This is a genomic window from Streptomyces yaizuensis (genome assembly GCF_034961445.1).
Classification (GTDB): Bacteria; Actinomycetota; Actinomycetes; order Streptomycetales; family Streptomycetaceae; genus Streptomyces; species Streptomyces yaizuensis.
Genome location: NZ_LC735414.1, coordinates 56,277 through 70,470 on the forward strand (window position 1 = coordinate 56,277; position 14,194 = coordinate 70,470).

The window sequence follows — 14,194 nt, forward strand, 5'->3', positions numbered from 1 at the left end:
GGCTGGTGGGCCGGGGCGCTTCAGCGCCATGCCCACAGCCAGGAGCCCTCCCGGTGACGATCGCCTCCACCGAGCTGCTGATCCTCGCGGACACCTCACGGTTCCGCGAATCGGCACGCCAGGGCGTCAGCGACGCACTGCGGGGCCAGGACGCCCGGGTCCCCGTCGACGCGGACCTCGTCCGGTTCCGTACGCAGCTCCGCAACGCCGTACGCGGGCTGCGCCCCGTCCAGGTCCCCGTCACCGTCGAGGCGTCCGGCCTCCGGGACGAGCTGCGGGCCGCGATCCGCCGGGTCGGCGAGCTGACGCTGTCGGTCGGTGTCGACCGCGACGCGCTCCTGGCGTCGATCAAGGCCGCCCTCGACGGGGCCGAGTTCACCGTTGATGTCGTCGCGGTCCTGCGTCCGGACTGGACGGTCTTCGACGCTGAGCTGGCTGCCCGCCGGCCCGAGATCGATGTCCGGGTCAACGCCGATGTCGACACCGGCGACGTCACCCGCCGTCTCACCCAGGGCTTCAGCGGCCTCGGCAACGTTGTCTCCCGGGTCGCCGGGCTCCTCGGCGGGCTCCTCGCGTTCGGCGCGGTCGGGATCGCCGCCGCCGGCGCCGCGACGGGCGTGGTGGCGCTGGGCGCGGCCCTCGCCCCGCTCGTCGGGTCTCTCGCCGCGCTCCCCGCGGTCATCGCCGGGATCCAGGTCGTCACCGGCACGCTGCGCCTGGCCCTCCTCGGGGTTGGCGAGGCGTTCCAGGCCGCGTTCGGGTCCGCCGCCGAGTTCGAGAAGGCGATCGAGGACCTGGCGCCGGCCGCCGCCGACGCCGCCCGCGAGGTCCGCGCGCTCGCCCCCGCGCTGCGGGAGGCGCAGCAGGGGGTCCAGCAGGCTTTTTTCGAGCAGTTCGCCGGGCAGATCACGGCGGCCGCGCAGAACCTGCTGCCGCTGCGGACGAACCTCGCGGATGTCGCGCGCCAGTTCGGTCTGGCGGCGAACGAGGGCCTGCGGTTCCTGTCCAGCAGCGAGGCGTTCACGTCGCTGCGGGGCATCATCACCGGCACCGAGCAGGCCGCCAGCGGCCTTCAGGCCGCCGTGGCGCCGCTCGCCCGGGGCTTCCTCGACATCGCGGCCGCCGTCGCCCAGGCGTTCGGCCCCCAGGTCGGGGCGTGGATCGGCGACGTAGGAACCCGACTCGGGGAGTTCCTGTCCACCGCAGCCGCCTCCGGGCGGGCCGTCGGCTGGGTCCGCGCCGCAGCAGAAACGTTCCGCCAACTGGGGGACATCCTCGGGAACGTCGGCGCGGCCCTGCGCGGTGTCTTGAGCGCGGCGAGCGCGGGCGGCGGCGGGCTGCTGGCGAACCTGGAGCGGATCACCGCCCAGTTCCGCGAGTTCGTCAACAGCGCCGGGGGCCAGGAGGCGATCGGGAACCTGTTCGCGACCCTGACCACGATCGCGGCCCAGCTCGGCCCGATCCTTCAGGCCCTGGTCGTCCAGATCGGGGCCATCGCCCCGGCGTTGGCCCCCGTTTTCGAGGCCCTGGGCCCGGCGCTGACCGGGCTGATCAACGCCCTCGGCCCCGCGATTGCCGCCATCGCCCCCGGGCTTCAGGCCGTCGGGGCGGCGCTGGCCGGCGCGTTCGACGTGCTCGCGTCGTCCGGGGCCCTGACCGCGCTGGGCGAAGGGATCAGCGCGGTCCTCACGGCGCTGGCGCCGCTCCTGCCGCTGCTCGGAGAGCTGGCGGCCGCCGCCGGCCAGGTCCTGGGGCCCGTCCTGGAGAACCTGGCGGCGCTCTTCGGGCCGATCATCGAGGCCATCGCCGGCGCGCTGATGCCGGTGCTGCCGCCGCTGGCCGATGCCTTCCGGCAGATCGCCGAGGCGGTCCGGCCGGTCCTGTCGGCGCTGGGGGAAAGCCTCGCCCAGGCGATCTCGACGCTGCTGCCGCCGATCCTGGAGCTGGTGCCGCAGCTGATCGAAGGGCTGGTGCCCGCGTTCGTGCAGCTCGCCGCAGCGGCGGCGCCGCTGATTCCCGAGCTGGTCGAGCTGGCAACGGCCGCGATTGCTCCGCTGCTGCCGCTTCTGCCGCAGCTGGTGACGATCGTGACGGTCCTGGTGACCGCGTTCGCGAACCTGCTGGCGCAGATCGTGCCGCTGATCGGCCCGGTGCTCCAGCTCGTCGCCGCGATCGTCGGCTTCGTGTCCGCCGAGGTCGTCGTCCCGGTGCTCCAGGCCGTCATCGACATCGTCGCCTCCCTCGGCGACGCCCTGACCGGCCTCCTCGACACCGCCTCGTCGGCGATCAGCGGCGTCATCGGCTTCTTCACCGAGTTCGGGCCCGCCGTCCTCACGGCGCTCGCCGACCTGCCGGGCACGATCGGCCAGTTCTTCACCGACCTGTGGGCCGGGATCCAGGAAGCCGTATCCGCCGGGCTGGAGACCGTCATCGGATTCTTCGCCGCCCTGCCCGGCCGGATCATGGAAGCGCTGGCCCAGCTCCCGGCCACCCTGGTCGACCTGTTCACCAGCGCGGTCGCCGCGACGGTGATCGCGCTGATCACCGCCGTCGCCGGGATCGTGTTCGTGTTCACCGAGCTGCCGGGCCGGATCGGCTCGGCGCTCGCCTCCCTCGGCTCCGTGATCGTCGGCGCGTTCACCAGTGCGTGGGGTGCGCTCACGTCGTGGCTGTCCGGCGCGTTCTCGCGAACGGTGGCGTTCTTCGCCGCCCTGCCGGGCCGGATCGGGTCCGCGCTCGGCTCCCTCGGCAGCGTGATCGTCGGCGTGTTCTCCCGCGCGTTCTCCTCCGCGAACTCGGCGATCAGCTCGTGGACCGGGACCGCCGTCGGCTTCTTCGCCGCCCTGCCCGGCCGCATCGGGTCCGCGCTGGCCGCGATCCCCGGCACGATCGCCGGTGTCTTCGAGTCCGCCCGCTCCCGGGCCGTGGGGGCGGTGAACTCGCTGGTCAGCGGCATCGTCAGCGCGTTCTCCGGTCTCGGGTCGCGGATCGTGGCGTCCCTGGGCGACATCGGCGGCCAGATCGTCAGCAAGATCAAGTCCGGGCTGCCGGGCCCCGTGCGCGATGTGCTGCCCTTCGCCCACGGCGGCCTGGTCGACCGGCGCACCAACGCCCTGATCGGCGAAGCCGGCCGGGAGGTCGTCATCCCGCTGACCCGGCCCTACCGGGCCGCCCAGCTCGCCCGCGAATCCGGCCTCATCGACATCATCGACCGCGTCCGGGGCACCACCGTGAACGCGCCGATGACGATCCACCAGCACTCCGCCGCCAGCGACCCCCGCGCGGTCGCCGACGCCTTCGCCTCCGGGATCGTGCGGCGCCTGGGGACGGCCCTGTGACGAATCTGCCCGCGCCCCCGGCCCCCGAGAACCTGCTCGGCTGCGCCCGCCAGTACCAGGCCGCCATCCACCTGCGGGGCGGCGACCGCGTGTACATCCCCGCCGCCGTCCTCGCGGACAGCCTCATCGAGGTGCAGTGGGAGCGCCGCCTGAACGGAACGTCGACCGGGCGGATCGTCCTGGCGAAGCAGCACCTGGCGCGCGAGTGCTGCGCCGTGCTGGGCACCGTCGAGCCGTGGTGCCATGAGCTGTCGGTGTACCGGGACGAGGACTTGGTGTGGCAGGGCCCGGTGCTGCGGGTCACAGAGGAAGAGGCCGCGATCACCGTGGACGCCCGCGACATCACCGCCTGGCTGGCCCGGCTGGTGAACACGAGGGCCACGAACTACCCCAAGGGCCGGGACATCGCGCTGATCTCCCAGGACGTCATCACCGGGAATCTGAACTGGACCACGCTGGCGCACCCCACGACGGACTGGCCCCGCATGCTGGCGTACCTGTCGCGGGTGAACGCCGGGGTGGTCTACCGGCTGAACCGCGCCGGGTCGATCTGGACGGACACCGTCCTGACGATCGTGCAGGAACTCGCGGACCAGGGCTTCGAGTGGACCGCGCTCGGGCGGCGGATGCTGATCCGGCCGGAGAAGACGGAGACGAAGGACCGGGCGCGGGCGCGGCTCGTCCCCGAGCACCTGCCCGGCGGGATCAGCGTCATCAAGGACGGCGAGGACGCGGCCACCAGCGTCTTCGCGACATCGCAGACCGACACCGATCCTGGGGTGACGGTGTCCGTGTCGCTGCCCCGGGGGGAGCGCGCGCGCCGCTCCTGCGGCCGCCTGGACATGCTCGTGCGGCACAACCCCCGCGTCGAGGCCGAGTCCCCGGCGCAGCAGCAGCGCCGCCGGGACGCCATCGAGAAGAAGTACGACCAGCGCGAGAAAGCGATCCGGCAGGACGCCCAAGCCGACCTGAACCGCATCCTCGAAGGCCCCAACACCCCCACCGAGCGGAAGCAGGCCGAGGCCCGCCGCCGGCAGCGCGACGAGCAGATCGCCGTCCTGCGGCGCCTGGAGGCGAAGGAGCGCAAGGAGTCCGACGACCGGATCAAGGAGTGGGAGAAGGTACTGACCGCGCTCGCGCTGCGGCAGCTCGCCACCAAGACGCTGCGCGGCCGGTGGCCGGTACCCACGGTGATCACCGTCCAGAGCAACGCCCGCCTGTCGCCGGACGCTCCGCTGACCGTGGACGCCCTCGTGCCCGGGGAACGGGTCGATGTCGCCGCGATCGGGTTCTGCCGCGAGGTCACCCAGGCCATGAAGCTCACCCAGGTCCGCGCGCAGTGGGGCGGCCAGGGCGGCGAGTCCATCGGTATCAGCCTCACTCCGCTGACCGAGACGATCACGGAGGGACCCTGAGATGCCCGTTCCCCTGCCCGGCACCTCCGTGGCCGGCGGCGCCGGCGACCAGCTCGCCGCCCTCCTCGCGCGGCTGGCCACCACCCGCACCGACATCAGCGCGGGCTCCGATCTGCTGCTGCTGGTCGAAGACGACGGCGCGGTCACCGAAGTCGTCCTCGACCCGGAAGAGAACGAGACCCACGAGGAGCCGTGGACGCCGCCCGACGAGGACGAGGCGGTGGGGTGATGGCGTCCACGGACTGGCTGTCCTACGGGTGTACGGAGATCGTGAACACGGCGCGGGCCCGCGCCTACGCGGCGGCGTACGGCGTCGAGATCGACTGCGAGCCGTGCCCCAGCCTGGAAGAAGCGCTGTGGGGCACGGACCCGGACTGGCAGGGCTACAGCACCCCCGCTGGCGACGACGCCCCCTGGTTCGACCCGGCCGTCCCCGAGTCCGGCCGGTTCCTCGGCATCATCGGCATCCAGTTCCAGGGCCTGGCGAACAACCCGGTCGAGCGGACCGTCATCCCGCGGATCGGCGACGGCAGCTTCGTCGGCGCGCTGCGCCGCACCCACCGCGAGATCAACCTGACGCTGCTCCTGGTCGGCGCGGACGAGTGCGCGCTGTCGTGGGGCATGGCCTGGCTGGCGGCCACCCTGCGGGGCACGGCCTGTGCCGGGTCGGGGTGCACCGGGGACGAGCTGTGCTTCTTCACCTGCTGTCCGTGCGCGGACCCGCTGCCGTACGACGAGGTCGGGCAGCGGGAGATCCGGCACCTCCTCGATGTGGGCCTGGTCGGCGGCCCGGACGAGAACGATCGCTACACCGTCCCGGGGACCGGCTGCACGGACAGCGCGGGCCTGTGCGGCGACCCGATGGTGTCGGAGGTGTCGATCACGCTTGCCGCCGGCCGGCCGTGGTTCTTCCACACCCCGGTCCCTGCCGGGGGGCAGGAGTGGAACTACATCACCCGGGGCACGCTGGTGCGGAACTACGACCCGGACGCCGACGACTGCCCGAAGATCCCGGACTGCCTGCGGGACCCGACATGCGCGCCGCTGCCCGCGCTGCCGACGGTGCCTGTGCCTGTCGACCCGTGCTATCCGCGCGGCCGGTTCAACGCCTGGCGGATGCGGTTCGCGTACTCGCCGGTCGAGGTGACGGAGTGGCTGGAGCTGGTGCCCGTCCTGTTCGTGGAGACCGGTGCGAAGGCCCTGCGGCGCCTGTCCGTGCGGTTCATCCCGAACCCCAACAACGTGCCCTGCCAGGAGCTGGGGAGCTGCAACGCGTGCGGGCACCTGGTGATCGCCTACCTCCCGCCGAACGCGACTCTCACCCTCGACGGGAGGGTGAGCCGGGCGTGGGTTGACTGCCCCTCCCCGAACGGTTCGGCGACCTCGTCGCCGAACCTGTTCGGCCGCCGGGGCGGGGCGTTCTCCTGGCCGGCCCTGGAGTGCGGCGGGTCGATGTGCGTGGAGGTGTACGCCGGGGCGGACGCCGACGACGGCGCCCGGGTCCGGATGGAACTCGTCCCGAGGAGCGACCTGACATGACATGGCGGGCGGAAGACAAATTGTCTTCGACACCGGGCGGCGTGTGATGGCCGGCGGGTGCGGGTGCGGCGGCGGGCAGGGGCTCTTCACCGGAGGCCCCGGGATCTCGGTCGCCGGGTCGGGCACCCAGACCAATCCGCGGATCCTCACGGTGGTCGCCGACCCGGAGATGTGCGAGATCGTGCAGGACGCCGCCGGGTCGTCGCTGTGCGCCGGGAACGGCCTCGTCTACGACGACGAGGCGGGCTGCCTCGGGGTGAAGCTGTCGCAGAAGGCCGGGAACACGATCCGCCTCGGAACCGACGGCGGGCTGTGGATCGGCGCCGAACCGAACCCGGTCGACGCCCGTTGCGGGCGCACCGTCGACTCGCTGCCGGACTTCGCGTGCATGCCGCTGTTCGGCCCCGGCCGCAACCTGCCGTACCACGGCGACCGCACGAGCATCCTGCACGGGATGGCCGCCGGGGCGGACGGCATCTACATGAACGTCGGCGTCACCTGCGACCGGGTCGCGTTCGTCGCCGCGAATCAGGCCCTCAACGAGTATCCCTTCGAGCCGGCGATCGGCTACCAGTGGCGGCACACCACGGCCGCGCAGGTGCGGAACATCCGCCTGGGCTGGCGGTCGTTGCAGCAGCCCGCGTCGACGGTGTGGCCGGGGCCGCTGACGCTGGAGGAGTTCCTGAACATCACCCAGGGCCGGGCGGTCGCGATCCTCAACGTCACCGTCCTCAACGCGGCCGAGGACCAGTACCTCATCGAGCAACTGCGGCGCCGCTGCTGCGAGCGGCAGGTCATCGTCATCGGCACCGCCCCCGCGGTCCTGCCCCGGCTGGCCGCCTACCAGGAAGCGGGGATCGACACCGGGGCGCTCGCCGGCGGCACCGGCGGCACAGCGGCCGAAGTCCAGGGTGCGGGCTGCCGGTGGGCGTGGCTGCCGGTGCAGGCCGACGACGACACGGTCAGCACGTTCGTCGCGGCCGGGCTGGAGACGGTGCTGTGGAACAGCGCGCGCCGCTTCCACCTGGAACGGGCGCGGCGGCTCGGCTGCCGGGGCTTCTCCCCGGACGACATGCGCTACCAGTGCAATCCGTCGCCGTGCCGCCTGGAGAAGGACCCGTGGTGCTACGACACCCCGCCGACGGGGCAGATCAGTGACGAGGAGGCCAACGGCCGCTTCGCGGGCTGGCAGGGGGGCCGGTACGACGACAGCGACGATCCGGCGACCGACCCGCCGGAGCTGAAGGGCCCGTGCGGCTGGGAGTTTTCCAAGGCGCCGGAGAACCGCGCCAAGATCCGGCAGGCGATCACGCTGGGGTGGGCGTGCCCCATCCCGGGCCTGGACGTGTGGCGCCGGGGCTACGAGATCGTGTGGCGGGTCCGGTTCAACTCCACGGCGGCGCGCACAGGCGGTACGGGGCTGATCTTCGGTGCGCTGGACGACCGCTGCCCGACCCGGTCCGACGGCGGCGCCCTGGACGCGGGGGCGACCGGGTACAGCGCGCTGTTCCTGCACTCCAACCATGGCCTTCAGCTGCGGCGGCTGCCCTCGGAGACCGGCGCCCCGCTCGCGGAGACCCGATCGATCTCGTACCCGCCGTTCCCGGGCTACTGGTACCGGTTCAAGCTGCGGATCACCCCCGGCGAGATCAGTTTCTGGCAGCTCGACAGAGACGGGGAGATCGCCGGGGTGAACCGGATCGACAACATCCGGGACTCGACCTACCGGGGCGGCTACCTGCACCTGTACAAGCTCAACCGGTTCGGGACAGCGTCCTGGACGCCGGTCGACGTCGCGTTCCGGGACCTGACCATCAACCCGATCCCCGAAGGGGGCTGAGGTGGCGCGCTACGGGTGCTTCAAGGGCGGCAGCGGCGGCGTCATCGTCCCCGGGCCCGGGATCCAGGTCACCGGCGACGGCACCCCGACGAGGCCGCGCCGTATCCGGATCGTCGCCGACCCGCACGTCACCGAACTGGTCGAGCAGTGCATCTCGGGGCAGCTGTGCCGAGGGCTCCAGCACACCGGCGAGTGCATCGCGGTCGGGATCTCCGGCGACGCGGGAAACGCCGTCCGGATCGCCGAGGAGGACGGCGGCCTCTACGGGACGTGCCCGGCGAACACCGAGTGCGGGTACACCGCCGACACCCTCCCGCCGGCGACGTTCTGCACGGGGACATGGGGCGCCGGGTGGGCGAACGGGCCGGTGTCCACCCTCGGATCGTTCACGCAGGGCGTGGCGATGGGGCTGCCGCTGTCGTGGGCGGACACCTACCGGCTGTGCGACGGAACGTGGATCGTCGCCCCCTACGCCACCCCGAACGCGGGCGCCCTCATTCCCCGGGTCGACACCCGCTGGTCGCGGGTGACGCTCGGACAGATCCGGTCGATCACGATCCAGCACGACCCCTCGTACGGCGAGTGCGCGATCCAGTCCGGGCTGACGACCCTGGACGAGGTGCTGTTCCTCACCCGCGGCCGCCAGGTGCTGTCGCTGCTCGCCCCGTCGGAGGTGTCCGACCCGGAGAGCGGCACCGTGCGCGACCTGGTGGACACCGTGACGCGGGCGTGCAGCGCCGGGAACATCATGCTGCACCTGACCGGGGCGGCGACCGACGCGGACCGGGCCCGCCTCCAGGACGCGCGGCTGTCCGGCGTGGAGACCGGGATGGTCATCACCACGCAGGAGGAAGCCGACCGGCACACCCCCGCGAAGCTGGCGGCCGACGGCATCGCCTGGGTGTACGTCCACCGCGGCCTGCCCGACACGGTGTTCGAGACGTACAAGACGGCAGGGCTCCAGGTGGTGCTGACGCGGGCGCTGCTGCGGTCGGACGCCGCCCGCGCGCAGCGCCTGGGGCTGCGGGCGGTGATGGCTGACGACCCGGGCTATGTGTGCGGCCGGCTCAAGGCCCGGACCGCGTCGCCGTGGTGCGCGGGCACCGTCCCGGCCGGGCAGATCAACATGGACACCGTCGCGCGGGACCAGTACTCCGGGAAGCTGGGCGAGTCGGCGTCGAAGCTGCCGACGGGACCGGACCCGTGCGGCTGGAAGATCCCCGACCAGGAGACCGCCACGAACGCGGACGCCATGCTCCTCGGTTGGGCGAGCCCCATCACGGCGACGACGTACACGCTGGACTGGTGGCAGTGGTGGAACCCGCTCGGGACGACGGCCGCGTCGAACCGGGCCGGGCTCATCATCTGCGCCCCGGACGATGTGTGGCCGCACGACCCGTCCGGGGCGTCGGGGCCGACGTCCGGCAGCGGCCGGAACTCGGGCTACGTCCTCACCCACGAGCAGGGCGCCGCGACCGGGAACATCGCGATGCGGATCGAGAAGTTCACCCGGGGCGCGGCCGCCGGGCCGTCAGTGACCCGCAACGGCACCGGCGCTTCCAACCAGCTCCCGGCTGGCCGGTGGGTCCGCTTCCGGGCCCTGGTCACCCCGACGGCGATCACCTACCAGCGCGTCAGCGACACCGGCAACACGGTGACGTACCAGGTCGTGTTGGGGACCGGCGGAGTCGCGGATCCGTCGCCGCACCGGGGCGGCTACGTGTGGACGTACCGGCAGACCACGGCCACGACCCGGTTTTCCTCGGCGTACCGGAACTGGATGAGGAGCTGAGGATGAGCCCGTGCAACTGCGCCCGTGAGGAAGCGGACCGGATGGTGTCCGGCGGCGGCCTGTCGATCAGCGGCCGTGCGACCGCGCAGGACCCGCGCCGGATCGAGCTGATCGCCGACGAGCACTTCTGTGGCGTGGTCACCGAGTGCACAACGGAGCGGGTGTGCCGGGGCCTGGAGTACCGGGACGGCTGCCTGGGCTTGAAACTGTCCGGGGACCTCGGCAACCGGGCGCGGATCGCGACGGACGGGGGCCTGTACGGCGACTGCGTCAGCGAGGTCACCGGCCTGTGCGACCGGGGCGTTTCCACCCTCCCGGCGTGGATCTGCGGCGGCGCGTACGGAGCGGGCCTCAACGTGTCCCCGCTGTCGGTGCTCCGCAGTACGGAGTTGGCCGTCGGCATGGATCTGGACCTGTCGGTGATCCGCTCGTACCGCACCGCAGACCGGGTGTTCGTCACCGGCCCCGACGAGGACATCGGCGACGGGAACTACGTGAAGCCAACGCCGTCGTGGACCGGGCCCCTGCGGGACATCTCCTCGACCGAGCTGCGGAACGTCCGCTTCGACCCGGACCCGGCATACGGCTGGCCGGTGCAGCCCTGCGGCCTGGACTTCCTGTCCGAACACGTCGCCGCCGCCCGGGGGCACACCGTCCTGTCGGTGGAAGTCCCGCCGGAGAGTTTCGACGCGGGGGCGATGGCGGACATGGTCGAGTTCCTGGACCGCGAGTGCGCCGGGGACCGGGTCATCGTGCACCTGAACGCGGCGAACTCCAGCGCGACCACGATGGACGCCGACCGGGCCGCCCTCGGCCAGGCCCGCACCGCCGGGTACGAGACCGGGATCCAGATCAACGATCCGGCCCAGGCTGAGTGGAATCCGCCGGCCGAACTGGCGGCCGAGGGCGTGAAGTGGGTGTACCTGCACACCGCGCTCGCGGACTCGGTGATCGAACCCTACGTCGGCCAGGCCGGGTTGCAGTGCCTGCTGTGGCGGCCGATGCTCCAGTCCGAAGCCCAGCGGGCCCGGGACCTGGGGATGCGCGGGGTCGTGTCCGATGACCCGTCGTACGCGTGCGGGAAGATGTGCGGCCGGTCCCGGGACTCCTGGTGCTACCCGGCGCTCCCCGCCGGGCAGGTCTCGTCTCGGTCGCTGCGCGGGCAGGGGTTCCGCAGCGTGCGGGGGGCGAAGATCCGCGACGGCTGCGGCTGGAACCTGACGATCGGGCCGCAGTCCACCGACACCTCGCTGACGACCCTGCTGGGGTGGGTGCCGCCGCTGCCCGACCCCGAGCAGTACACGCTCACGTGGGAGCTGCGGCTCACGGAGACGGTGAACCGGGGCAACAGCGAGGTCGGGCTCATCATCGCCGCCCCGACGGATGCGCCGTTCACCAGCGACCGGATGGTGCCGCCGCAGACCCTCGACCCGGCGCTCAACGACGGCTACCTGCTGCGGTGGCGGATCGGGCAGACATCCCCGGCGCCGGCGATCACACCGACGGTGCAGATCACCCGCCTCATCCAGGGGCAGCCGCCAGGCCCATCGTCGGCGGTCGTGAACTGCCCGGCGACCCCGGTGAACGGCTGGGCGCGGTTCCGCGCGATCGTCACCCCCACCAGCGTGCGGTTCGGGCAGATGGCCGGCACCACGTTCCAGTACGTCACCGAGCTGTCCACGACCGTCCCGGCCACCGGCCCGGACCTCAGCCCGGTGCGCGGCCAGTCGATCTGGGTGAACCAGTGGCAGCGCAACGGGACTCCGTCGCTCGCCCTCAACGTCGACATCCGCAACTTCGAGAGGAGCTGACCGATGGCCTGCTACAAGCGGCGCTGCTGCGGCGGGGACGATCCCGGGCCGTGCCCGGACCCGACCCGGCAGGAGTGCCGCCGGCTGTACCCCGCCACCACGGAGGAGTGCGTGGACGGCGGCCTGTGCCCGCCGACCGACCCGACGAAGGAACAGTGCCGGGACCTGTACCCGATCAGCTTCGAGGAGTCGCGGGCGGCGTGGCCGGTCACCTACCCCGAGTCCCGGGACAAGTTCCCCGTCACCGCGCAGGAGTGCCGGGACGGGCACCTGTGCGACCTGACCGACGGGCCGCTGAACCTCGACCTGGAGTCCACCACCGAGGGCACCGCGACGCTCACGTGGGACGCCCTGGACGGGTCCACGGAGTACCGGCTGTACCGGTCGTTCAGCGCCGGGACGGCGACGACGACGACGGACGGCTGCGCCGTCGCGGGCACCACCTACGCGTACACGGTGACCGGCACGGTCGACGGGGCGGAGACCGCTCCGTCGAACGAGGTCCGCTGGACCCCTCCGGCGGAGCCGCACCCCGAGCCGGATCAGGTCACCAACTTCCGCGCGGCCGCCGAGGACGGCGTACGGCGCGTCGAGCTGTCGTGGGAGCACACCGGGGAACGCCTGGCCTACTTCTGGCTGGAGCGCCGCAAGTCCGGCGAGACGCAGTGGCGGACGGTGAACCGCAACCTCGGCCCGGAGGCCCGTACGTGGACCGACATCCTCGCGCTGGAGGTCGGTGTCGCCTACGAGTACCGGATCCGGGCGATCGGCCACGGCGGCGAGTCCGACCCCGTCACGACGACGGTGACGATCCCGGCCGGGGAGCTGCCGGCGCCGGACCTGGGCGCGAAGTCGTCGTCCACGACCACGAGCATCACGATGGACCTGGGCTACCCGGACGACTACCGGGCGCTGATCGCCGGGTTCGTGGTCGAGATGAGGGAGGACGAGCAGTCGCCGTGGGAACGGCTCGAAGGCCCGTGGGAGACGGACCCGCAGACCGGCGAGATCACCGTCACGGGCCTGGTCGCGGACCTGACGTACCAGTTCCGGGTGGCGCCGAAGAAGCAGGACGACACCCTGGGGCCGTGGTCGGCGGTCCGCGAGTACGCGACCAAGGCCCCGTCGCTGATGACACCCGAGAACCTTGTGGTCGACAACTTCAACCAGCAGGTCGCCGACCTTCACTGGGACGGCAACCCGGGCGCCTCCGGCTACACGATCCGCCTGTACCGGGGCGGCAACCTGATCGACTCGGTGGAGACGACGAACACCTTCATCACGCTGCCGATGCAGCCGGACGGCACCTACCGGGCCGAGGTAACCGCGACGCGCGGCGGGCAGGAATCCGCCCCGGCGACGGTGGAGTGGGTGACGGCCGGCGCGACCCCGCAGCCCACCGGACTTACCGCGTCCAACGTCTGGATCACCGGCTGGGACATCCGCGTCAGGTGGAACGACCCAGTCGCGGACGCCGCCTACCTCGTGACCGCGACCAAGGACGGGGACTCGCAGCCGACCCGGAGCCGCTTCGGGTGCAGCGGCTCCGGGGGCATCTCGCTGCGGAACATGCCTGCGGGGACGTACACGATCCGCGTGCGGACCGAGATCGATGAGCACCGGGAGTCGGCGTGGACAGAGAAGACGGGGCACGTCGTCCCCGAAGGCCCGCCGTAGCGCCGGGCGGGAAAGTTTCCCCGGCGCTGCACACACGGTGCGCCGCTCCGCTATGGTGAAGGTGTCTTCGGACGTCATCGACCCGAGAGGGTTCGCAATACTTGGGGATGGTCAGGTAACCCTGCCTTCCTGCCTGTTCGAAGGCCCATGGGTCCCATCCGCTCGCGGATGGGACCTTCTGGCGTTTCACCAGCCCGTGCGTCGCTCGCGGAAGACAAATTGTCTTCCGGCGGCCATCCGCCCCGAGAGGAACCCGTGGCATCCGAAGCTCAGGAACCGACCCCCGCCGAACTGCGGGCGTTGATGGCCGACGCAGATACCGTTCGGGCCCGGATCCAGGACGTGCACGAGCGGCTGCGCGGCACCGAGGACATCCGGCACATCGCCCACCGCCTGGAAGACGCGACCGAAGCCCTCCGCCGGGCCCATGACGTCCTCGACACGGTCGCTGGTGATCTCGCCCGCGCGCGGACCGCCCGCGACCCGCGCCTGTGCACCGTGCCGTGGGGCGTGTGCCCCGACCACGGCCCCACCCTCCGCTCCAGCGGGAACCGCACCTGGTGCACCGCGGCCGGCTGCACGCGCTCGTGGGACTACGACCGGATGGACACCGCGTGCGCGGAACCAGTCACCGCAACGGTGAGCCACACGTCCGGAACCTCGTTCCTCGCCTGCAAGGCCCACGCGGCGGACGCGGAACAGCGTCTGGACGGCGCCACCATCACCGCCCTTCCCCCAGCCGGCTGACCTCCTGCGGTCGACGTGGCCGCCGAGCAGAGTCC

The 14,194-nt window shown here is 72.2% G+C and carries 9 protein-coding genes; all 9 read left to right on the forward strand.

Annotation, left to right across the window (positions count from 1 at the left end; genetic code table 11):
* Positions 1-53: 53 nt before the first annotated feature.
* Positions 54-3,338 carry a phage tail protein gene (locus SYYSPA8_RS37440; protein WP_323451891.1) on the forward strand — a complete coding sequence of 1,095 codons (3,285 nt, stop codon included), beginning with the start codon at positions 54-56 and terminating at the stop codon, positions 3,336-3,338.
* The gene (locus SYYSPA8_RS37445; RefSeq protein WP_323451892.1) at positions 3,335-4,753 is read left to right on the forward strand and encodes a hypothetical protein; all 1,419 of its coding nucleotides are present in this window, start codon (positions 3,335-3,337) and stop codon (positions 4,751-4,753) included. The genes SYYSPA8_RS37440 and SYYSPA8_RS37445 overlap by 4 nt, the downstream gene beginning before the upstream one ends.
* A 1-nt stretch (position 4,754) precedes the next feature.
* Positions 4,755-4,982, forward strand: coding sequence for a hypothetical protein (locus SYYSPA8_RS37450; RefSeq protein ID WP_323451893.1), 228 nt, complete (start codon positions 4,755-4,757; stop codon positions 4,980-4,982).
* On the forward strand, positions 4,982-6,292 hold the full coding sequence (locus tag SYYSPA8_RS37455; protein WP_323451894.1) for a hypothetical protein: 1,311 nt from the start codon (positions 4,982-4,984) through the stop codon (positions 6,290-6,292). Before SYYSPA8_RS37450 ends, SYYSPA8_RS37455 begins: the two co-directional genes overlap by 1 nt.
* 1 nt (position 6,293) lies before the next feature.
* The gene (locus SYYSPA8_RS37460; protein WP_323451895.1) at positions 6,294-8,132 is read left to right on the forward strand and encodes a hypothetical protein; all 1,839 of its coding nucleotides are present in this window, start codon (positions 6,294-6,296) and stop codon (positions 8,130-8,132) included.
* Between the two features lies 1 nt (position 8,133).
* Positions 8,134-9,924 carry a PI-PLC domain-containing protein gene (locus SYYSPA8_RS37465; protein ID WP_323451896.1) on the forward strand — a complete coding sequence of 597 codons (1,791 nt, stop codon included), beginning with the start codon at positions 8,134-8,136 and terminating at the stop codon, positions 9,922-9,924.
* Positions 9,925-9,926: 2 nt separating this feature from the next.
* Complete coding sequence (locus SYYSPA8_RS37470) at positions 9,927-11,735, forward strand: hypothetical protein (protein ID WP_323451897.1); 1,809 nt, start codon at positions 9,927-9,929, stop codon at positions 11,733-11,735.
* Between the two features lie 3 nt (positions 11,736-11,738).
* On the forward strand, positions 11,739-13,412 hold the full coding sequence (locus SYYSPA8_RS37475) for a fibronectin type III domain-containing protein (protein WP_323451898.1): 1,674 nt from the start codon (positions 11,739-11,741) through the stop codon (positions 13,410-13,412).
* Between the two features lie 255 nt (positions 13,413-13,667).
* Positions 13,668-14,159, forward strand: a complete 492-nt coding sequence (locus SYYSPA8_RS37480; protein WP_323451899.1) for a hypothetical protein — start codon at positions 13,668-13,670, stop codon at positions 14,157-14,159.
* The last annotated feature ends 35 nt before the right edge of the window (positions 14,160-14,194 follow it).